This is a genomic window from Ardenticatenales bacterium, assembly GCA_020634515.1.
Taxonomy (GTDB): Bacteria; Chloroflexota; Anaerolineae; order Promineifilales; family Promineifilaceae; genus JAGVTM01.
On record JACKBL010000002.1, the window covers coordinates 818663 to 840650 of the forward strand.

A 21988-nucleotide genomic window follows, 5' to 3' on the forward strand; every position below is an offset into this window, starting at 1 on the left:
AGGCGTCATTTCCATTGATTTTTCGGCCACCAGACACACTTCTCCTAGGGTTGCTTCTTTACCCAAACACCACTTGTATCCACCGCTGGCGGGAAGGATGGGGCGGAATCGTTTCGTGGGGCTGCAATTGGCCTGTGCCACACATGGGGCAGCGATCAGGATGTCGCCCCAACATGGCGGTTAGAATTTCTGTCCGCGATAGCTTTGGCGCTGGGGCGGGCATTGCCGGCAGTATCGCCCGGCACTGAGCCAATTTTCGCTGTCGGTAGCGGGGCGCCAATAAGCCATAGTAACGAATGCGCACAAAGTTCCTGGGCAACACGTGTAACAGAAAACGGCGGATGAACTCCACGGCCGTCAGCACCATCTCTTTGCGTTGGCCGTCTGCCTGGTAATCACGGTAGCTGAAGCGCACACGACCGTCGGCTATATCCTGGATGCGGTGATTGCTGATGGCGATGCGCTGCGTGTATCGTCCCAAATAATCCAACACCTGCATGGCATCGCCAAATGGAGGCTTGGCGTACACCTGCCACTTTTTCCCTCTCGCCTGGCTCAGTAGTCGCTCAAACCGGGCCGGTTCGGTCAAGTGCGCACTCTGTCCGCCTAACTGCACCCGCCCTTGCCCATACATTTTCTCCAGACCCCGGCAAAAGCGGTCGCGAAACTGCGCCGAGAGCGCCTCGATTGGAAACAGAAAATCAGGGGAGGTTGCGCGCCAACGCCGTCCGTCTGCTGACAATGCGCCGCCGGTGACCAGGCAATGGAGGTGCGGATGTTCGGTCAATGTCTGTCCCCAACTGTGCAGAATAGACAAGATGCCCATTTCGCCGCCCAAGAAGCGACGGCCGAACGCTTTTAACGTGTCTGCCGCGCTGTGGAACAGCAACTCATAGACGGCTTTTTGATTAACTCTGACCAGGGGCAGGAAGGCGTGGTCGATGGTGAAGATGACGTGGAAGTAATGGACGGGCAGGAGATGCGCTTTTTGCCGTTCCAACCATTCCGCTTTGACCACGGAACCGCACTTGGGACAGTGGCGATTGCGACAGGAATTGTAGGAGATACGTAAGCCGCCGCATTGGTCGCAAGCGTCCACGTGACCGCCCAACGCGGCTGTTCGACACTGCACAATATCGCGCATCACCTGACGTTGCTCGTTTGACAGCGGGTACTGTTGCTGGTATTCAGTCCCATACAGGCGAAAAATATCGGCCACTTCACAGGGGGGCCGGGTGGGCGTCATGGTGACTGTATCTGGTTCTGAATTATTTAACATTGAACATTTCTACTCTGGAAAACTGTTAAAACACGCCCGTCCTAATGCAAGAATAGAACATATGTTCGTACAACACTTATTATACTGCGCGAATGCGGGATAAAACCCCCGAGATTCGTCTTATACAGCGCGTTTTGCCGGATAAACCGCCGAATAGGGATACATACCTGCAAATCTTGCGGCATAAGATGAAAAATGGGGTTTTATCCGGCAAAATTGCATGATAAACGCCTACGCTGTTGGTTTTCAAATTATAAGAGCGGATGGGTTGTTTAGCAAGAGGGATGGCATGACAGAAAAACCTAAATTATTGGATCAGATGCGGCACGTGCTGCGTCTAAAGCATTACTCTTATAAAACGGAAAAAGCGTATGTGCATTGGGCAAGACGCTTCATTTTCTATCACAATAAGCGTCATCCAGCGGAGATGGGTAAGGAAGAGGTAGAGGCATTTCTGGTTTACCTGGCAGTGGAGCAGTATGTTGCTGCTTCAACGCAGAACCAGGCGCTTAGCGCCCTATTATTCCTCTATAATGAAGTGTTGGAAAAACCTCTTGACTGGGTTGATGTCACCTGGGCCAAAAAACCGGAGCGATTGCCAGTTGTTTTAACTAGAACGGAGGTACGGGCGGTGCTGGCGCATTTATCTGGTGATGTTTTGTTGATCGTGCAACTGCTATATGGGGCCGGGCTGCGTTTGAACGAATGCCTGGGGTTGCGCGTGCAGGATATTGATTTTGGGCAGCGATTGATTGTTGTGCGTGATGGGAAGGGACAAAAAGATCGCACAACAACGCTGCCTGAACGCATTGTGCCTGATATACAAAAACAGTTGGTGCGGGTACAAAAACAGCACCACGCCGACTTACAGCAGGGCCACGGGCGCGCCCCTCTTCCTGATGCCCTTGACCGCAAGTATGTGAACGCCGAATGTGAATGGGTCTGGCAATTTGTCTTTCCGTCAAAGACTTTGTCCAGGAACCCTCGCGCCGATCACGACACCCTATATCGCTTTCATCTGCATGAAAGCAGCGTACAGCGGGCCGTAAGAGTGGCCGCGCGCAAGGCTGGCATTGCCAAACGGGTTAGCCCACATGTATTCCGACATAGTTTTGCCACCCATTTGCTGGAAAGCGGGCATGATATTCGTACCATTCAGGAATTATTGGGGCATAAAGATGTGAAGACGACAATGATTTACACGCATGTATTGAACAAAGGTCCTTTGGGGGTGCGGAGTCCATTAGACCAGGATTGACGGTAGCTTTGTACTTTCAGTTTGACACGATGGTAGTTGCCCAGGCGAGTGCGGGACCTAGCAGATGCGGGGCAGCATTTCGCCGGCGAGCGTGTCCACCACGCGCAGGCTGCCGAGGGCGGTTTGCAGCAGTACGCGGCGCGGCGGCGTGGCGCGTACTTCGCCGATGACGACGGCTTCCGCGCCAGTGGGGACGGCGCGCATGGCCGCCAGCACGGCGTCGGCGTCCTCGCGGGCTACGAGAGCGAGCAGTTTCCCTTCATTGGCAATGTACAGGGGGTCGAAGCCGAGCATTTCGCTGGCTGCCTGCACCGCTGGACGCACGGGAATGGCCGTTTCCGTGATCACGATGCCCACCTGGGATTGGCGGGCGATTTCATTGAGGGTGGTGGCGACGCCGCCGCGCGTGGGGTCGCGCAGGACGTGAATCTGGTCGCTGGCCGCCAGCATCGCCCGGACCAGATGGTTGAGCGGGGCCACGTCGCTGTCCACGGCGGCGTCGAAGCCCAGTTCCCCGCGCGCGCTCAGCACGGCAATGCCGTGGTCCCCAATCGGCCCGGAAAGGATGACCACGTCACCCGGTTGGGCCTGGTCGCCGCCAATGCGCAGGCCGGGCGGAACGAGGCCGATGCCCGCTGTGTTGATGTAGAGGCCGTCCGCTTTGCCTCGCTGCACGACTTTGGTGTCCCCGGCGGCGATTTCGATGCCGGCATCCACCCCCGCCTCCCGCATCGAAACCACCACCCGCCGCAAAACATCCAGGTCCAGCCCCTCCTCCAGAATAAAACCCGCCGTCAGATATAGCGGCGTCGCCCCCATCATCGCCAGGTCATTCACGGTCCCGCAGACGGCCAGGCGGCCAATGTCCCCGCCGGGGAAAAAGAGAGGGGAGACGACGTGAGAATCGGTGCTGATGGCGAGTCGGCCGGCGGGGAGGGAGACAATGCCGGCATCATTCCCCCGTTCCAGCACCTCATTCCCCAAATGCGGCCAGAACAACCGCTGAATCAAATCATGCGACATCCGCCCCCCGCTGCCATGCCCCAACACCACCCGCTCATGGTGCCGCAGCGGCGTGGGGCAGACCGCCCCGGCCATCTCCACCGTTTCCCGGTGACCATTGTCCTTGTCAGACATTATCTTCCTCCAGCGTGAGCAAATGTCGGCCATACCGATAATAAGCGGCGCAAGCCCCCTCCGCCGAGACCATCGTCGCCCCCAGCGGGTTTTCCGGGGTGCAAATCGCGCCAAAAGCGGGGCAATCGTGTGGCTTTTGCAGCCCTTGCAGAATTTGCCCGGCGATACACAGGGGCGACTCTTGCGGCTGGATGTTGCCCACGTCGAAGCGCGTTTCTGCGTCGAAAGCGGCGAATTCCGGCCGCAACCCCCAGCCGCTTTGCGGGATCAGGCCAATGCCCCGCCACTGCCGGTCCCGTTTCTCGAAGACTTGCTCAATGACGGCCTGCGCGGGACGATTGCCGGCATACGTCACGGCTCGCCCATACGCATTTTCCACGCGCGCGCTCCCCGCTTCCAACAGCCGCACGCACGCCAGAATGCCCTGGGCAATGTCCAGCGGTTCAAAACCGGTGACCACAATGGGTACATCGTACTGTTCGGCGATGGGCGGATATTCCCAATAACCCATCACGGCGCAGACGTGCCCGGCGGCCAGAAACCCCTGTACGCGGTTATGGGGCGCGCCCAGGATGGCGTGTATCGCCGGGGGCACGCACACATGCGAGACAAGCACGCTGAAATTGGTCAATCCCAGCGCCCGCGCTTGCAGCACGCTCATGGCGTTGGCCGGGGCCGTGGTCTCGAAGCCGATGGCGAAGAAGACGACCTGTTTGTGCGGGTGGGCCTGGGCGATTTTCACGGCGTCCAGCGGCGAGTAGACGACGCGCACGTCCCCGCCGGCGGCGCGCACGGCGAACAGGTCGCGCTGCGTGCCGGGTACGCGCAGCATGTCCCCATAAGAGGTGAAGATGACGTTGGGGCGGGCGGCGATGGCCAGTGCTTTGTCTACCAGCGCCAGCGGCGTGACGCAGACGGGGCAGCCAGGGCCGTGGACGAGTTCGATTTCCGCCGGCAATAACTGGTCCAATCCATGCCGTACAATCGCGTGCGTCTGCCCGCCGCAAATCTCCATCAGCACCCACGGGCGCGTCACCACGCGCTCGATTTCCCGCAGCGCCACCCGCACCAGCGCCGCATCTCGATATTCCGTTACGTATCGCATATCGTCTCCAACCGGGCCAATCACTCACGGAAAACGGTCAACCACCAGCCACCCATTGTCAACGGTCAACCACCAACTGTCGGCCCAATCTCCTCTTCCAAATTCACAATCTCCCGCAGCATGTCCAGCGTCGCCTGCGCCTCTGCTTCACTGAGCAGGCTGATGGCGAAGCCGACGTGGATGACGACGTAATCCCCCACGACGGCTTCCGGCACGTAGGCCAGGCAAGCTTCGCGGACTGTGCCGCCGAAGTCGATTTTGCCCATTAGCAGGCCGTTTGCTGCGTAGGTTTCCGTAATTTTGCCGGGGACGCCGAGGCACATAATCTTTCTCCAGCCCAGATTGAGTTCACTGAAAAAACCGGGTTTTTCGAGTGTCCGGCCGAAATAACCAGAGTGGTTCATGTGTAAAAACCCGGTTTTTGGCCTTTTTTCAGTAGAGTCAAGATTGGTTCATTCTTGGTTATTCAACACCGTGTTGCCAGCGCCAGGCGGCAATCGCCGCCTGGCCGAGGGCGATGCCGCCATCGTTGGCGGGGACGCGCTCGTGGCAGATGACGGTGAAGCCTTGCCGCCGCAGGTCGCGGACGACCAGCCGCAGCAGGGTTACATTTTGCCACACGCCGCCGCTGAGGGCGACTTCCTGCAGGCTGTGTTCTTGCCGCAGACGGACGCACACGGCGCAGACGAGGGCGGCGACGCTGTTGTGGAAACGGGCGGCGAGTTGTGATGGCGAAATGCCGGCACGCCAATCCCCCACCAATCCCGCCAAAATCGGAGCCGGATCAATCACCTCGCCATTGTCCGCGAAGGAGTAATGGCCTTGTTCGGTGATATCCGCGAGGGTTTCCAGTTCAATGGCCGCCTGCGCTTCGTAGTGGATGGTCTGGCGCACGCCCAGCAGGGCGGCGGCGGCATCGAAGAGGCGGCCCGCGCTGGAGGTGAGGGGGGCGTTGAGGCGTGTGCGGAGTTGGTGGCGTAATGCCGGCATCACCGGCCACCCCATCTCCTGCCGCAACGCAAACCGCACCGGGGGCAAATCCTCCGCCCAGGGAATGCCCGCCGCATCCAACCAGGCCAGCGCCATGCGCCACGGCTCCCGCACTGCCTTGTCCCCGCCGGGGAGGGGCACGTAGGCCAGGTGCGCCACCCGCCGGTAGCCGCCGTAGTCGGCGATCAGGAATTCGCCGCCCCAGATGGCCCCGTCATCCCCGTAACCCGTGCCGTCAAAGGCGACGCCGATGACCGGGTGGTCGCCGATGAACTGGTGTTCGGCGAGGGCGGCGGCGATGTGGGCGTGGTGGTGTTGGATGGGAAATGCCGGCAATCCCTCCACCTCCGCCCGTTCCACCGCATACCGCGTCGCCAGATAATCGGGATGCAAATCGTGCGCCAGCCCTTGCGGTCGGGCGCGGAAAAGCTGCTCGTAGTGGGCCACGGCTTCCATGAAGGCCGTCAGCGTCTCGTAATTTTCCAGGTCGCCAATGTGGTGGCTGAGGAAGGCGTACCGGTCACGGGTGAGGCAGAAGGTGTTTTTGAGCGCCGCGCCGGCGGCCAGCAGCGGCGGCGCGGACCACGGCAGGCGCAGCGGCGCGGGGGCGAAGCCGCGCGCGCGGCGCAGCGTCAGCACGTTGGACGCGCTGCCCGTCAGGGCAATCGGTCGCGCTACGGAATCGTCGCAGCGGATGTGGATGTCGCGGTTATGCAGGAGAAAGGCGTCCGCCAGCCCGCCCAGCCGTTGCCGCGCTTCTTCGTTGTCACTGGCGATGGGTTCCTCGCTCAGGTTGCCGCTGGTCATCACCAGGGCGTCGGGGAAGTCGGGCGCGGCTTCCAGCAGCAGGTGGTGCAGCGGCGTGTAGGGCAACATCACGCCCAGGTTCCGCTGGCCGGGGGCGATGTTGCCGGCAAGGGGAGAGTCGGGGCGGCGTGGCAGGATGACGATGGGGCGGGCGCGCGATTGCAGCAGGGCGCGCCCGTTGTCGTCGAGAAGGCAGTGGCGGGCCGCTGCTTCCACGCTGGCGACCATGAGGGCGAAGGGTTTGTCGGGGCGGTGTTTGCGTTGGCGGAGTTTGGTGATGGCGGTGGAATTGCCGGCATCGCACGCCAGATGAAAGCCGCCCAATCCCTTGATGGCTACGATTTGCCCCTCACGCAGCCGCCGCCGCGCTGCCTGCAACGCCTCTTCCCGCTCGCCGAGAATCGTCCCCCGACCGCTTTCCTCCAACCAGATGTGCGGGCCGCAGACGGGGCAGGCGACGGGCTGCGCGTGAAAGCGGCGGTCCAGTGGATTCGCATATTCGGCGGCGCAGGCGGGGCAAAGGGCAAACGGGGCCATGGTCGTTTGCGGGCGGTCGTAGGGGATGTCCCGAATAATGGTGAAGCGGGGGCCGCAGTTGGTGCAGTTGATGAAGGGGTAGCGATAACGACGGTCGTCCGGGGAGAAAAGTTCGTGTAGACAATCGTCGCAGAGGGCCACGTCGGCGGAGATGGGCTGGAACGCCCCGGGGACGGGCTGCGAGTGGACGATCTGGAATTGGGCGAAGCCGTTGGCCGGCTGCTGACGCACCGTCATCTGGTCGATGTGCGCCAGCGGTGGCAGTTCGCCACGCAGCGCCGCCGTAAACGCGGCCAGCGCCTCGCGCGAGCCGTCCGCTTCGATGTCCACGCCGGCGGACGTGTTGCGCACCCAGCCGGTGAGGGCGTATCGTCGCGCCAGCCCATAGACGAACGGGCGAAAGCCGACGCCCTGCACCACCCCCGTGATGTGGATGCGCGCGCCCAGCCGTTCGCTCATACGGTTACTTTCATTTGCGCCTGGACCCAGGTCAACCACGCTTCAATGCCCGCGCCCGTGCGGCAGGAGAGGGGGAACGTGACCAGCCCAGGGTTGAGGGCGGCCACGCCGCGGCGGAAGGTTTCCATGTCGAAGTCAAGGTATGGCAGCAGGTCAATTTTGTTGATCACGAGGGCGTCCACGCCGCGGTACATGCCCGGATACTTGTACGGTTTGTCCGCGCCTTCTGGCGTGGAGGCGATGAGGACGTTTTTGTGCGCGCCCAGCGGAAAATTGGCGGGGCAGATGAGGTTGCCCACGTTTTCGATGATAAGCAGGTCGATGGCGGACAGGTCAAGCTGTTCCAGCGCCTGCTGTATCATGACGGCGTCCAGGTGGCATTCGCCGCCGGTGTTGATCTGTACGGCGGTGGCGCCGGCGGCGGCGGCGCGGTCGGCGTCGATGCTGGTGGCGATGTCGCCATCAATGACGGCGAGGCGCAGGCGCGGGCTGAGGTGTTGGATGGTGTGCTCGATGAGGCTGGTTTTGCCGGCACCGGGCGAAGCCATCAGGTTCAATCCCACCACGCCCGCCTCCTCCAGTCGCCGCCGGTTGGCCGCGGCTAACTGTTCGTTGGCTCCCATGATGTTGGCGACAACCCGAATGCGCTCAGCCATGTGCCTGATCATCCTCGGCGGAAGCGACGTCAATGGCTTCCAGGTAGAATTCTTCCCCCTGGACAATGCGCACGTATTCGCTGCCACAGGTGGGGCAGAATAGGTTTTGGCGCACCCCATAGCGGTGACCACAGTCCTGACAGACGATTTCCGCCGGCACGCGGCGGAAATGCAATTGCGCTCCTGCCGCCGGCGTCCCTTCGCTCACGAAGTCCCAGTAAAACTGGATGGAATCGTCCACGAAGGAGGAGAGTTCGCCCAACACGACGTGCAAGTCTGTCACTCGCGCGGCTTCTGCCGCGTGCGCATGGTGCAGGGCAATTTCCAATAGGTTTTCGGTTACTACGAGTTCGTGCATGATGTTTCCGTCTGGTAATGGCTAACCCGCTCGTGGGCTGAGCTTGTCGCAGCCCATGACGTCTACGACAGGCTCAGGCAACGGGCCAGGTCGTTACTCCATTTGTGTTACTGGACTCTGGCGTTTCTGGAGTGGAGGCTTCAGCCGGTCCACATATGGTGGTTGACCCGGCTAAAGCCTCGACTCCGATCACCATATGTGGATTTCGCCAGACTCGAGTGTGTTATTTGTGTTGTTTGCGTCAAATGCCGGCAGACACAATCCATCATTAGCCCTATACCGGGGAGGAAGCGGCCGCCAACAGCGTGCGCGTTGCATGAAGCCGCTCCAGCACAACCTGCGCCAGTTGGTAGTACAGCCCGGTAGCCAGAGCGGGGTCCTTCAAAACCAACGCCAGCAGGCGCTCGCCATCCATTCGCAGCACCTGGCAGGGTTCCGTCGCCACGGCAGTGGCCGTCAATTCGCCCGGATTGATGACGGCGGAGACGCCCAAAACGTCACCTGGGTTGATTGTTCCTACCATGAAGTCCTTTCGCAGGTGGGGCAAGTGCTCGTCTACGACTACGTAATGCAGTTCGATGCTGCCGTGACGCAGCAGATAGAGCGCATCGGCGGGGGAACCCATGCGGAAGAGAGTTTCATCGGTGTCCAGTTCCATTTCATTGCTGATCATGGCGACTTCGCGTAGTTGCGCGGGGGACATGAAAGCGAAAAATGGATAACGGCGCAGAATTTCAGGTGAAATCATGAGCGACTCCTTCGTAAATGTAGGGCGATTTTCTGAATCGCCCACCCGATTTGGAAAATCGGGCTACGACGGCACATTCTTTCGTCCATCGTCCTGATCATCATCAATGGGGTGGGCGAGCAGGCGCAAGACGGCGGCGGCGGCGACGGGGACGGCGGCGGCGACAGCCGGGCTGAGTTCTTCGCGGAATTCATAGACGCGCGGCGCTTCGATAGCGACAACATCAATATCGTCCGGCAACGACGCGCCCATGGCCCGCCCCATTTGCAGGGCGGTGTGCAGTGACGTGTCATGGGCGGCGGTGGTGTGGCCGGCGGCGTGATGGGGAAAAGCGTCCAGGGGGGCGCAGTAGATTGCGCCAGGGCTGCCGCCGCGCGTCTGGATGGCATCAATAATGATGGCGCGCTCGTAGTCGATCAGCCATTCCATCAGGCTAAGACCGCCCAGCGCCAGGCATTCCACGTCTACATCCGACCGCGCGGCAATCTCCGGTCGCGCCGCCACCGCGCGCGCCACGTCCCAGCCCACGCCATCATCTCCCAAAATGGGGTTGCCCAAGCCAATCACCAACGTGCGCTCGTCCATAATTCTCTAAATCTTCCTCCAAGATTGGTTCATTCTGGAAGAATGAACCAATCTCGTTAACAGAACTGCCGCAGGACTTCCACTTCTTTCCCGTTGGCGTCACGAATGGTCACTTGCAGGGGCATTTGCCCCGGCAGGGAGTGCGTGGCGCAGCCAAAGCAGGGGTCATAGGCGCGGAAGGCCATTTCCACCATGTTCAACAGCCCTTCATTGACGACCGTTCCTTTGTGAATGAGCGTCTGTGCCGCTTTCTTGATGGACATGCTGATGGGCGCATAGTTGTTGGTTGTGCCCACCACGAGGTTGACTTTCGTGAGAATGCCGCGCTCGTCCGTCCAGTAGTGATGCGTGAGCGTGCCGCGCGGCGCTTCCACGATGCCTACGCCCTCCGTGGGCGTCTTGGTGGGGACGGTGTGGATGTGCGGCGAGGTGATTTCCTCGTCCGTCGCCAGTTCTACCAGTCGCTCCGCCGCATACAACAACTCGATCAGGCGCGCCCAATGGGTCGCCAGCCGCTGGTGTACCGGCTTGCCGCCCAGCGTTTCGTAGAACTGCTCGTACGCTTCCTGCGCCAGCGGCGTGGCCATGCCATCGGCGGCGTTGAGGCGGGAGAGCGGCGTGGCTGCGTAGACGCCCGAGTCCTTGCCGTCCACGAACCCTTTCCAGCCTACTTTTTTCAGGTAGGGGAATTTCAGGTAGGTCCATGGTTCGACCCGTTCGGCGATCCAGTCGGTGTATTCGGCGGGCGCGTATTTGCCCAGCCGCTTTCCGTCGGGGTCAACCACGCTGACGCGACCATGATAGAAGTTGACCTTGTTGTTGTCATCTACGAGGCCGATGTAGTGGGTGCGGTGCGTGTAGGTGTCGCCCAGGATCAGGTCGAGATAGAAGGGGTTGCCCAGAACCATGTCCTGGAACAATTGGAGACTGAACTGAGCAAAACCGATGCCCCAGCGCCCCATTTCTTCAATTTGCTGGCGTTCTGGTTCGGTCAGCCCTTTGGTGACGCCGCCGGGGATGGAGGTGCAGGGATGGACCTTGCGCCCCCCCAGGATTTCCACGACGGTGTGGCCGTACTTGCGCGCCTGGATCACCTTGCCGCCGATTTCCAGCCCCACTTTGTGAATGACGCCGAGGATGTTGCGCTCCGCCACGGGCGCATCTGGTCCCATGACGAAGTCGGGGCCGCCGAGGGCGTAGAAGTGCGTGGTGTGGTCGGTGAAGTAGAAGCCCATGTAGAGCAGTTCGCGCAGCAGTTTGGCCGTGCGTGGGGGATCGACGCCGTAGACGGCGTCGCCTGCTTTGGCGGCGGCCATGTGGTGCGCCTCCGGGCAAACGCCACAGATGCGATTGGTGAGCAAGGGCATTTCCTCCACCGGACGACCGACGCAAAATCGTTCAAAGCCGCGCAGTTCGGGAATCTGGAAGTAGGTGTTGGCGACTTCCCCTTCTTCGTCCAGGAAAATCTCGATCTTGCCGTGCCCTTCGAGGCGGGTGATGGGATCAATGGTTATGCGTTGCATATTGTTGCTCCTGAAAACGTAACGGCGGCGGCGGGGCTATGGGCCGGTCATGGCGGGCCGGGCCGCGTGTAGCAGGGAATGCGCCATGCTGAAGCGGTAGAAAGAGCCAGCCGGGTCGGGTATGCCGTCCAGGATGCGCTCAATCTCCTCGGGATCGTTGCTGTCAATGACGGAGGCGACGGCCGTCATCAGGCGCGCGCCGTAGTCAATGACATCCGCCGCGGGGCCGTAGCAGCCAATGCAGGCCGCCCCCACGCGCGGGCAAAGGGCGCCGCAGCCATTGCGTGTGGCCGGGCCGTTGCAGAGGATGCCTTGCTCTAGCAAACAGAGGTCGGGATCGATGTCCGTGGCCTCGTGGATGCGCACGAAACGGTTGATTTTCTTCACATTGCGCGCGCGAGGGCAGTCGTCGCAGACGGTGGAGCCGCCGGCGCCGATGACGCTGCCGGGCGGCGGCAGGGTGGCTTCGCCATGCAGTGCCTTGATAACCAGGTCAACGACGGCGGCGATCTGATGGGATTCGGGTGGGCAGCCGGGCATGTAGTAGTCTACGTCTACGACCTGATCCAGCGTGCGTACGGTGGGTTGAAAGACGGGGATGTTGATCGCGCCCTCGGGCATGTTGGTGGCGTATTGGGGGCGGAGGTGATCGGGGTTTTCCGTGGAGACGCTTTCGTAGACGGCGTCGTAGATGGCGTCTATCGGGGAGAGGTTGGCGAGGCCGGGAATACAGCCTTCGGTGGCGCAGGAGCCAAAGGCGACGAGGATTTGCGATTTTTGGCGCAAGAGGTGGGCCATGTGTTCGTTTTCGGCGTTGCGGATGCCGCCGTTGAACAGGGTGAGGGTGATGGATTTGTCGGGCATGGCTTCCACGTCTTTGTATTTGGCGTCCATGGCCACGGGCCAGAAGACGACGTCGAAGTTGGCGTCGACGTCCAGGATTTTTTCGTGGATGTTTAGGACGGCGATTTCGCAGCCGCCGCAGGAGGCGGCCCAGTACATGGCGAATTTGGGTTTGGTGTTTTCAGTCATGCCGGCATTTCCTCCACCTCAGGCATCATTTCTGGCAGCGCCGACCTTTGCGCCTGGCGCGTCCGTCCGGGCCAATTCAGCGGCCCCAACGCCCGAATCTCCTCCACCATCTTCGTGATCTCACGGGCCAGATGCACCCCTTCGGCTGCGCTGGCCCACACCAGCTTAATCCGCTCCGGCTCAATACCCATTTGGGCTACCGTGCGGCGCAGCAGCAGGTAACGGCGCAGCGCCTTGTAATTTTGCTCAATGTAATGACATTCACCCGGATGGCACCCCGTGATCAGGACGCCATCCGCGCCGTTTGCCAGCGCCTTCAGCACAAACGTGGGGTCCATGCGTCCGGAGCACATCAGGCGAATCAGGCGGATATTCGGCGGGTACTTGATGCGGGCCGTGCCGGCAAGATCGGCAGCGCGATAGCTGCACCAGTTACAGGTGAAGCCGATAATGATGGGTTCAAACGTGTCACTCATAGCGAACGCTCCTTTCATGCCGGCACCAAATCAACCAGATTTGCGCCATTAAACATCAATAGCCCCTCAATTTGCGCCAGAATCTGCTCATTGCTGAAGCCCGAACCACTGATCGCCCCCGCCGGGCAGGCGGCCACGCAAGTGCCGCACCCCTGGCAGAGCGCGTGATTGATTTCCGTGACCATCAAATCTTCATGGAAGATGATGGCATTGAACGGGCAGAGATTGTTGCAAATGCGGCAGCCGGAACATTTCGCCGCGTCCACCGTCGCCCGCACCGGTTCCAGTTCGATTTCGCCGCGCCCAATGCGGTTGAGCACGCGCGCGGCGGCGGCGGCTCCCTGGGCCACGCTGGAAGGAATATCCTTCGGCCCTTGCACCGCGCCGGCGATGAAGATGCCCTCCGTCATGGTGGCGACCGGGTCCAGCTTGGGGTGTTTCTCAATGAACCAGCCATTGGCGCTGCACGAGATGCCAAAGAGGCGGGCCACCTCGTTCGCGTCTACGCGCGGCTCCAGCCCCGCCGCCAGGATGACCATGTCCACGGGCACGCGCCGCTGCCGACCGGCCAGCGTGTCCTCCGCCTGGATGATCAGCTTACCTTCCTCCCCCGGCAGGCGGGCGGCGTCGGTGACTTCCGCCACGCGCCCGCGCACAAAGAGCGTGCCTTCTTCCAGCAGCCGCTGGTAGAACTCGTCATAATCTTTGTACGCCGTGCGCATGTCGATGTAGAAGTTGTACACCTGCGCGCCCGTGCGTTCCTTCACCAGGTGGGCGAATTTGAGGGAGGCCATGCAGCAGATGGCGGAGCAGTAGTTGTTGTAGTTGCGGTCGCGGCTGCCAACGCAGTGGATGATAGCCACGGACCGGGGTTGGGTGACGCCATCGCGCAGCACGATTTCGCCGTTGGTGGGGCCGGCGGCGTTGCACATGCGCTCGAATTCGATGCTGGTGAAGACGTTTGCCAGGCGGCCATAGCCGTATTGGGGGATACGGCGGGCGTCGAACACGTCGAAACCCGTCGCCAGGATGATGTTGCCCACCGTGACCTGGCGGAATGTCTCTTGCTGGGTGAAGTCAATGGCTTCCGTCGGGCACAGTTTCTCGCAGGCGCGGCATTTGCCGTTCTGGAAGTAGGTGCAGTTGACGGTGTCGATCACGGGGTATTTGGGTACGGCCTGGGCGAAGGGGGTGTAGACGGCTTTGCGATAGCCGAGGCCGGCTTCAAACACGTCGTCGATGACTTTCTTGGGGCATTTTTCCCAGCAGATGCCGCAGCCGGTGCAGAGGTCGGTGTCTACGTAGCGGGGTTTTTGTTTGATGGTGACGGTGAAGTTGCCCACGTAGCCGTCGACGCGCACGACTTCGCTCCAGGTGAGCATTTCGATGTTGGGGTGGTTGCCGACGGTGACCATCTTGGGGGTGAGGATGCAGGCGGCGCAGTCGAGGGTGGGGAAGGTTTTGTCGAATTGGGCCATGTGGCCGCCGATGGAGGGTTCACGCTCCACCAGGTACACTTTGTGCCCGGCATCTGCTATTTCCAAAGCGGCTTGAATGCCGGCAATTCCGCCCCCCACCACCAGCGTATGCGGATCAATGGGCACATGCAGCGGCTCCAGCGGCTCATTTTCAATCACCCGCTCCACGCCGCCGGCAATCACCGCTTTCGCTTTCGCCGTGGCCGCGGCGCGGTCGGTATGCACCCAGGAGACCTGCTCCCGAATGGAAACCAGTTCGCATAAATACGGATTCAGGCCCGCGTGATCGCAGGCATTGCGGAACGTTTGCTCGTGCAGATGGGGAGAGCAGGCAGCCACGACCACGCGCGTCAGCCCTTCGTTTTCGATGTCCCGCTCGATCAGTTCTTGCCCCAGGCTGGAGCACATGAACTTGTAATCGCGGGAGATGACCACGCCATCGTCCCCCAGGGCGTCTTTCGCCCAAACGGCCACGTCTTCCACATCCACCGTGCCGGCAATGTTGCTGCCGCAGTGACAGACGTAGACGCCAATACGTTCCTTATGTTCATCGTGTGGATTGCGCGCTTCAGCACTCATTTGACATCCTCCCGATTCCGCGGCATTTGCGGCATGGGCAGGCTGGGGTCGTCGCGGCGACGGCGGGCAGGTCGCGCTTCCGTTTCCGGCGGCGGCATCTCCACGCCAATCTTCGCCAGCGCCTCCTCCGCGGAGACAAACTCCTTGCCCAGTCCCAACTCCTCCGCCTCATGACCAAACGCCAGCCCCATCAACTGCGTGAAGTAGAGGATGGGCATGTGGTAATCCGTCTTGAAGTGCCGGTTGGCGTCTTCCTGGTAGGCGTCCAGGTTGAGTTGGCACATGGGGCAGAGCGTGACCATCACGTCCGCGTGATACTGGTCCGCCGCGCCGATCAGGCGGCGAATCAATTCGTAGGCCACGGATGGGCTGATCTGGGTCATATGCCCACCGCAGCAGTGGGTTTTCAAGGGGTAGTCAATCACTTCCGCGCCGAGGGCTTGCAGCAGGCGGTCGAGTGATTGCGGGTATTCGGGGTTGCCAAAACGGTTGTCGGGGTCGGGGCGGACGATCATGCAGCCGTAGTAGGGGGCGACGCGCAGCCCTTTGAGGGGGCGAACGACGCGCTGGCGTACGGCGTCGAGGCCGACGTCGTTGGTGATGATGTCCAGGAGGTGACGGATTTGGATTGTGCCGGCATCGTAATGCAACCCCCCCGCTGCTAATGCCTCGTTCACCTGCCGGTCGAGCTTCTGGTCCGTCCGCATGTAGGCGTCCGTCTTCGCCAGATTCAGGTAGCAGGCGCTACAGCCGGCGACCAGGGTGCTGCTGCCGTTCATTTGTTGTTCCGCCAATGCCAGGTTTCGCCCGATCAGGGAAAATGCCGGCAAACGCGCCACCGAAATATACTCCGTCGCCCCGCAGCAGTTCCAATCCCGCACCTCCTCCAACTGCACGCCAATATCTTCGCGAATCGCCAGCAGAGAATCGAGGTACGGGCGCGCCGTGCGCTGCATCGAACAGCCCGGATAAAACAGATACTTGCTCATGCTTCAACCTCCAATTCCCGCGCGCGCCGCAATATGGCGTGGAGTTGGTCTAGATTGTCGATTCGATGTGGCGTCAGGTCAATGCGCCCGCGCCCCAGCATGCCCAGTCCCATCTGCGCCATGCCCACCAGTTGCCGCGGGTGATGGCGCAAATAGTGGCGCGTTGCCAGACCAAACTCAAAGCTGCGACCATAATTTTCGACGTTGCTGACAAAACTCTGTGACAGATCAGGCGCGGTGCTGTCGTCATACAGATGCGCATCAATCGCCATCCGTTTGAGGGTGTACATGATGTCCGTGATATGCACTTCCTGTGGGCAGCGGGTCGTGCAGAAATAGCACGAAACGCAGTACCAGGGCGTATTGCTTGCCAGCACCGCTTCTTCCATATCGGCCCGGATCATGGCAAAAATCTGCCGCGGCGTGTAGTCCATGTCCGCGCCTGAGGGACAGGACCCGCCGCATGTGCCGCATTGGATGCACATATCAAGGCGAGGATCGCCAGGAGTCGCCTGGACGACACGCTCCAGGAAACTGGGGGAACCCTCCTGTGGTGAAAAGTTGACCGTGGACAAGGGGCACCTCCGAGAATAATGCGGTTGGTTGATGGGAGGAATGGCTCCGTGGGGAGCGTTGCCGCCAAAATACTGACATCGGCAAACAAAAAGGGATTCCCGGGTTTACCTGGAATCCCTTGCTATGCTGCTTCATTCCGCACGTCAACCTCGGCTTGACGGACCTGTGAAGCGGGTCCGCATAATGCGATGAAATGGGGGCTGACTTGCCGTGCTACGAATTGCTCTGACGGTATGCTGCTGTTAAGCCTTGCTGCCTCTGCGAGCAACTCCCGCATTGCTTTCGACGCCAAACTCCCCTGAATAGGTTACTACGTCCAAAGACTATCATCTGACTACAGGGGCTCCTAATGATGGATGTCACTGATTTGCCATGACGAGCATCAGTTTCCAAAACAAGGCGTCAGTTTCGCGCTATATTTGCGATTGTGCGTTATCATTGTTGGGCTGGATACTCTCCAGCCGCTTCGAGATGCTTCGTCAATAAGCAGCGCGTGCGTGCCCTTACCACCGACAACACAAGCAACAGTGTTCATCCGCGAGGCAAGACCGGGTTCCTCGTGGGTGGTTCCGCGCGTCTATGCCGGCATTAACGAAGCCATCCGTGGTGCGAAAAACCAAATTTTCTGGAGGTAATATGAGCGGTTTAACTGGATTTGAGACTGCGGCTATTTGGGCGGTCCTCATCATTTCGATTATTGGTATTGCTTATGCCTTTTGGCTGCGCCGGCGTATCCTGACTCAGGACAAAGGCACACCCAAAATGCAAGAAGTGTGGGGGTTTATTAAGGCGGGAGCCAACGCCTACCTCAGCCAGCAGTTTCGGACTATTTTGATTCTCATTGTGGTCCTCACCGTACTCCTGGCCCTGAGCGTCCTGATCATTCCGCCCACGCAGGAGGCGGTGGAGCGCTTCGGCAGCGAGCAGGCCGCCGTGATCTGGGTGGCCGTGGGGCGGGCCATCGCTTTCCTCATGGGGTCCCTGTTCTCCTACTCCGTCGGTTACGTGGGCATGAACGTGGCCGTGGAAGGGAACGTGCGCGTGGCTGCCGCCGCGCGCGTCGGCTACAACCAGGCGATGCAAACCGCGTACCAGTCCGGCACGGTCACGGGCATGTTGACGGTGGGGCTGGGGCTGTTGGGCGGCACGCTCATTTTTATGGTGTACGGCATTGCCGCGCCGGACGCGCTGCTGGGGTTCGGCTTTGGCGGCTCGCTGATCGCCCTGTTTATGCGCGTTGGCGGCGGTATTTACACGAAGGCGGCGGACGTGGGCGCGGACCTGGTGGGCAAGGTGGAGGCGGGCATCCCCGAAGATGACCCGCGCAACGCCGCCGTGATTGCCGACCTGGTGGGCGATAACGTGGGCGATTGTGCCGGCATGGCCGCGGACGTATTCGAGAGCTTTGAAGTGACCATCGTCTCCGCCCTGATTTTGGGGCTGGTGTTGGGCGATGTCTCCCGCGGCGGCCTCGGTGACGGCCAATACGACCTGCGTTTCGTCATCTTCCCCCTGATTTTGCGCGCCATCGGCGTCATCGCCTCCGTCATCGGCAACACCGTTGTGCGCACCGACGAGAAGAAGAAGAACGCCATGGCCGCCATGAATCGCGGCTTCTATCTGGCGGCGATTGTGGGCGTGATTGGCTTTGCCCTCACGACGGTGTTTTACATGATTGACCCGGCTACGGGCGCGCCGGATTGGCGTCCGTTTATGGCCACGGTTGCCGGCATTGTCCTGGCCATCGTGCTGGATAAAGTCACCGAATACTTCACATCCACCCACTTCTCCCCCGTGAAGGAAGTCAGCCGCGCCTCCCAGAGCGGCTCCGCCACCAACATCCTCTCCGGCCTGGCTCTGGGTATGGAGTCCAGCGTTTGGGCCGTCATCGTCATCGCCCTCTCCATCCTCGCCTCCGTGCTGATTTACGCCAACGAGCCGGCGGCCACGCAGTTCACGGCCATCCTCTACGGCGTCTCCCTCACGGGCATTGGCATGTTGACGCTCACGGGCAACACCATCTCCATGGATAGCTTCGGCCCCATCTCCGACAACGCCAACGGCATTGGCGAAATGGCCGGCCTGGAAAAGAAAGCGCGTCTGGTGATGGACGACCTGGACGCGGTGGGCAACACCACCAAAGCCGTCACCAAGGGGATCGCCATTGGCTCCGCCGTTATCGCCGCCGTGGCGCTGTTTGGCTCCTTCCTCACCGACGTGGGCAAGGTGCAGGCGGCGCAAGGGGTGGCGGTGCTGAAGGGCATCAACGTGGCCGCGCCGACGGTGTTTATCGGCCTGCTCGTTGGCGGCGCGCTGCCCTTCCTCTTCTCCTCGCTCACCATTCGCGCCGTGGCCCGCGCGGCGGCGCAGATCGTGGGCGAAGTGCGGCGGCAGTTCCGCATTCCTGGCCTGATGGAAGGTAAGGTGCAGCCCGATTATGCCCGCGCCGTGTCCATCTCTACCACGGCAGCGCAAAAAGAGCTGGTCAGCCTGGGGCTGGTGGCCGTGGTTGTGCCGCTGGTGGTTGGTTTTGGTTTAGGGGTGGAGGCCTTGGGGGGCTTTCTTGCCGGCATTATCCTCGCGGGTCAGTTGATGGCCGTGTTCCAGGCGAACGCGGGCGGGGCCTGGGACAATGCGAAGAAGTTTATCGAAGAAGGCAACCTGGGCGGTAAGAACTCCGAACCGCACAAGGCGGCGGTGGTGGGCGACACCGTGGGCGACCCGCTCAAAGACACGGCCGGTCCGGCGCTGAACCCGCTGATCAAGGTGATCAACCTGGTTTCCCTGATTATCGCCCCCATTGTGGTGGCCGTGCGCCTGCCCGGAGAGCCGATCAGCGCGCTGCTGGCGGTGATTTTGCTGGCGCTGCTGGTGGCGTTGGGTTGGGCGATCTGGAAGAGTAAGACGGAGGCGGCGTCGTTGATGGACCCGGCGCCGGCAGCGGCTCCGGTGAAGAAGTCGCAGCCGACGGCGAAGAATCAGAAGAAGCGGCGGAAGTAAGTTTTCCGCGCGCGGAATTTGGGTGAAGAGATGCCGGCATTTGCGAGAATGCCGGCATTTTTTGTTTCTTACACCTGGTCTTCCCTCCCAATAAGATGACATCTAATCTAAGTTAGCATGATATCTGTCACTAGACAGGCTTCATTGTATGCCCGCAAACTTTAATAGACGACGATGCCCATTGTCTGATGTTAACAGTCGCTTCTGCTATCTTACTACAGGAGGGTGAGATGGATAAATTATCGGTACAGGCAAAATTGTGGGGGGCTGGTGTCTTCGCCATCTTAACAGGCGGAGCGATGTACGGGCTGCTAATAATAATTCGTAGATTGCGAGATATGCCCGGGCTTTTTTTGCCGGAAATTGCCCTGACTTTTTTGATCATTGGCAATCTGGTCGTTTTGCTCATGGGATTGGTGACCCTGGCGCTGATATTTTCCGCGCTTGGCGTAACTGATGGCCGCTTTGCGCTCAGCTTCCCGGAGGGAACGGTACGCGCCATCATTGCCTTAGGCCTGATTCTCATTTTTGTTACCACGTCCGTTTTTCTATTCAGTCAACTGGAATCCACGGTCACTGTGGATCGCGTCCCCGCTTCAATGGTCAGCCAATTAGGTGGTCAAATCATGGCAATGGAGCCGGTGGATGTGCAGGTGAAGGCTGATGGCACTGAGGAGGTGCTGAGCTACAACGTTCAGGTAGTACGCGAAGTAGGTGAAGGGAAACAAGACCTGGCGCAGACACTGACGACGACAATCAGTACGCTGGTCGTTGCCGTGGCCGGCTTTTATTTTGGCACCCGGGCGGTGCAGACCGCTCGTGAGGCAGTGGCCGCGAGTGAACCGGTCTTCCATTACCTGGAACCCAACCAGAAACCGAAGCCGACTCAGGATGAAGCGTGGGCGTTAACGGCACACGGCACGGATTTCCAACTCGTGAAGGTGATGAAATTGACGAAGGCGAACAGCAGCGACCTCGTGGCTCGCGCTGTTTCCACGAATGGGGCGGGCACGGAGATTAAGGGCACGTTTGACTTCAAGCCTGATACGGCCACGGGAAAGTGGGATTTGGTGGTTCAATTCACCGATGGGGCGGAACTATTGGCGCGTGAAGCCTTCACGCTGGAGGACGCCACCGCCCCCGCGTAATCGGGCGCTGTTTTGACTGGGCGGTCGTGCTGAATGAGCGCCAGGCATTGTGAGAATGCCTGGCGCTTTTTTACTTGTTCCCGCGACCGGATTACCGCTCCCCGCCGCATTGGTTCATTCTTTTTGCATTGTGAAAGGCGGCCATTTAGTCACTGGAGGCGGGGACCAGTTCCGGCTGCTTTTCGCGCAGGAAACGGAAACCAACAAGCTGTTGTTGTTCCGTGTCCCAGAGGCGGAAAGAGAGGGACTTGAAACTGGCCCAGAAGGTGATGGTCTCTACTTCATGGAAGAGGGGGTTTTCCGCGTGGCATTTTTCCAGGTTGTAGTTGGGGATGCGCGGGCTGAGGTGGTGGATGTGGTGGAAGCCGATGTTGCCGCTGAACCATTGCAGCAGTCGGGGCAGTTTGTAGAAGGAGCTGCCCTGGATGGCGGCGGCGAAGTAGTCCCAATGTTCGTGGTCGGCCCAGTAGACGCCTTCGTATTGGTGTTGCACGTAGAAGAGCCAGATGCCGGCAGAAGCGGCCAGCGCCATCACCGGAAGTTGAATCATCAAATATGCTTTCCAGCCGATGAGGGCGCTCATGCCGGCAGCGATGCCCAACACCGCCAGATTCGTCCACATCACGTTGCGGCGTCCTTTCTTGTTTGTGCCCTTGGGGGCGAACCGTTGCCCGATGATGAAGGCGAAGAGGGGGGCGATCACGAACATGACCAGCGGATTGCGATAGATGCGATAGACGAGTTGTTGGCGCGGCGAGGCATCCAGGTACTCCTGCACCGTCATCATCCACACGTCGCCGACGCCGCGACGGTCCAGGTCGCCGGAGGTGGCGTGGTGGATGGCGTGGTCGTGCCGCCAGCGGTAGTAGGGGGTGAAGACGAGCAGGCCGGTGAGGATGCCGACGATGTCGTTGGCTTTGCGCGAGGCGAAGAAGGAGCCGTGGCCGCAGTCGTGGAAGATGATAAACAGGCGCACGAGAAAGCCAGATGCCGGCACAACCAGGAGCAGCGTCAACCAGTAGGAAACCTGCAGACTCCAGATCATCGCCGCCCACAAAAGGACGTAGGGGATAAAGGAATTGGCAAGTTGAATGATGCTGCGACGCAAGTTGGAATGTTGATACGGAGACACCGCCTGTCGCCAGGCAGGTTTTTGCACGCGTACTTGATTTACGTTCATATATTTCTCCCTAATTGTGAAGTGAGTGTGTGGAACAGAGGACGGAAAGGACGCGATGGAGGAATCGGATGATTATGATGATCTGGCG

Annotated in this window: 19 protein-coding genes; 3 read left to right on the forward strand and 16 right to left on the reverse strand. The window is 60.4% G+C overall.

Translation table 11 applies throughout. The features are described from left to right. Window positions 1–58 precede the first annotated feature (58 nt). Window positions 59–1279, reverse strand: coding sequence for an IS91 family transposase (locus H6650_07910; GenBank protein MCB8951921.1), 1221 nt, complete (start codon window positions 1277–1279; stop codon window positions 59–61). 289 nt (window positions 1280–1568) lie between these two features. On the opposite strand from H6650_07910, the gene H6650_07915 reads away from it, so the two are divergent. Continuing rightward, window positions 1569–2537, forward strand: a complete 969-nt coding sequence (locus tag H6650_07915) for an integron integrase (protein ID MCB8951922.1) — start codon at window positions 1569–1571, stop codon at window positions 2535–2537. Between the two features lie 57 nt (window positions 2538–2594). Here H6650_07915 and hypE read toward each other — a convergent pair whose 3' ends face one another. The 14 genes from hypE to H6650_07985 form a co-directional block, all read right to left on the reverse strand. Further along, window positions 2595–3674: a hydrogenase expression/formation protein HypE gene (gene hypE, locus H6650_07920; protein ID MCB8951923.1), complete on the reverse strand. Its 1080-nt coding sequence runs from the start codon at window positions 3672–3674 to the stop codon at window positions 2595–2597. Then, entirely contained in the window at window positions 3667–4779 is a 1113-nt protein-coding gene (gene hypD, locus H6650_07925; protein MCB8951924.1) for a hydrogenase formation protein HypD, read from the reverse strand. Before hypD ends, hypE begins: the two co-directional genes overlap by 8 nt. A 65-nt stretch (window positions 4780–4844) precedes the next feature. Beyond that, entirely contained in the window at window positions 4845–5102 is a 258-nt protein-coding gene (locus H6650_07930) for a HypC/HybG/HupF family hydrogenase formation chaperone (GenBank protein MCB8951925.1), read from the reverse strand. Window positions 5103–5241: 139 nt separating this feature from the next. Further along, window positions 5242–7572, reverse strand: coding sequence for a carbamoyltransferase HypF (hypF, locus tag H6650_07935; GenBank protein ID MCB8951926.1), 2331 nt, complete (start codon window positions 7570–7572; stop codon window positions 5242–5244). Then, window positions 7569–8228 carry a hydrogenase nickel incorporation protein HypB gene (hypB, locus tag H6650_07940; GenBank protein MCB8951927.1) on the reverse strand — a complete coding sequence of 220 codons (660 nt, stop codon included), beginning with the start codon at window positions 8226–8228 and terminating at the stop codon, window positions 7569–7571. The genes hypF and hypB overlap by 4 nt, the downstream gene beginning before the upstream one ends. Next, window positions 8221–8586 carry a hydrogenase maturation nickel metallochaperone HypA gene (locus tag H6650_07945; GenBank protein ID MCB8951928.1) on the reverse strand — a complete coding sequence of 122 codons (366 nt, stop codon included), beginning with the start codon at window positions 8584–8586 and terminating at the stop codon, window positions 8221–8223. Before H6650_07945 ends, hypB begins: the two co-directional genes overlap by 8 nt. A 274-nt stretch (window positions 8587–8860) precedes the next feature. Further along, window positions 8861–9334, reverse strand: a complete 474-nt coding sequence (locus H6650_07950; protein MCB8951929.1) for a cyclic nucleotide-binding domain-containing protein — start codon at window positions 9332–9334, stop codon at window positions 8861–8863. Between the two features lie 63 nt (window positions 9335–9397). After that, entirely contained in the window at window positions 9398–9919 is a 522-nt protein-coding gene (locus H6650_07955) for a hydrogenase maturation protease (protein MCB8951930.1), read from the reverse strand. Between the two features lie 56 nt (window positions 9920–9975). Beyond that, window positions 9976–11442, reverse strand: coding sequence for a Ni/Fe hydrogenase subunit alpha (locus H6650_07960; GenBank protein MCB8951931.1), 1467 nt, complete (start codon window positions 11440–11442; stop codon window positions 9976–9978). Window positions 11443–11478: 36 nt separating this feature from the next. Continuing rightward, window positions 11479–12474 carry an oxidoreductase gene (locus H6650_07965; protein ID MCB8951932.1) on the reverse strand — a complete coding sequence of 332 codons (996 nt, stop codon included), beginning with the start codon at window positions 12472–12474 and terminating at the stop codon, window positions 11479–11481. Next, complete coding sequence (locus tag H6650_07970; GenBank protein MCB8951933.1) at window positions 12471–12950, reverse strand: hydrogenase iron-sulfur subunit; 480 nt, start codon at window positions 12948–12950, stop codon at window positions 12471–12473. The genes H6650_07965 and H6650_07970 overlap by 4 nt, the downstream gene beginning before the upstream one ends. Before the next feature lie 14 nt (window positions 12951–12964). Further along, window positions 12965–15007, reverse strand: coding sequence for a CoB--CoM heterodisulfide reductase iron-sulfur subunit A family protein (locus H6650_07975; protein MCB8951934.1), 2043 nt, complete (start codon window positions 15005–15007; stop codon window positions 12965–12967). After that, a complete protein-coding gene (locus H6650_07980) occupies window positions 15004–15996 on the reverse strand; it encodes a CoB--CoM heterodisulfide reductase iron-sulfur subunit B family protein (protein ID MCB8951935.1) in 993 nt (330 codons plus the stop codon). The genes H6650_07975 and H6650_07980 overlap by 4 nt, the downstream gene beginning before the upstream one ends. Beyond that, window positions 15993–16571, reverse strand: coding sequence for a 4Fe-4S dicluster domain-containing protein (locus H6650_07985; protein ID MCB8951936.1), 579 nt, complete (start codon window positions 16569–16571; stop codon window positions 15993–15995). The genes H6650_07980 and H6650_07985 overlap by 4 nt, the downstream gene beginning before the upstream one ends. A gap of 637 nt (window positions 16572–17208) precedes the next feature. Between H6650_07985 and H6650_07990 the strand changes: the two genes are divergently transcribed. Both H6650_07990 and H6650_07995 read left to right on the forward strand, forming a co-directional pair. After that, window positions 17209–19572 carry a sodium-translocating pyrophosphatase gene (locus H6650_07990; protein MCB8951937.1) on the forward strand — a complete coding sequence of 788 codons (2364 nt, stop codon included), beginning with the start codon at window positions 17209–17211 and terminating at the stop codon, window positions 19570–19572. A gap of 230 nt (window positions 19573–19802) precedes the next feature. Beyond that, a complete protein-coding gene (locus H6650_07995; protein ID MCB8951938.1) occupies window positions 19803–20720 on the forward strand; it encodes a hypothetical protein in 918 nt (305 codons plus the stop codon). A gap of 145 nt (window positions 20721–20865) precedes the next feature. Here H6650_07995 and H6650_08000 read toward each other — a convergent pair whose 3' ends face one another. After that, window positions 20866–21900: a fatty acid desaturase gene (locus H6650_08000; GenBank protein MCB8951939.1), complete on the reverse strand. Its 1035-nt coding sequence runs from the start codon at window positions 21898–21900 to the stop codon at window positions 20866–20868. Window positions 21901–21988 lie beyond the last annotated feature (88 nt).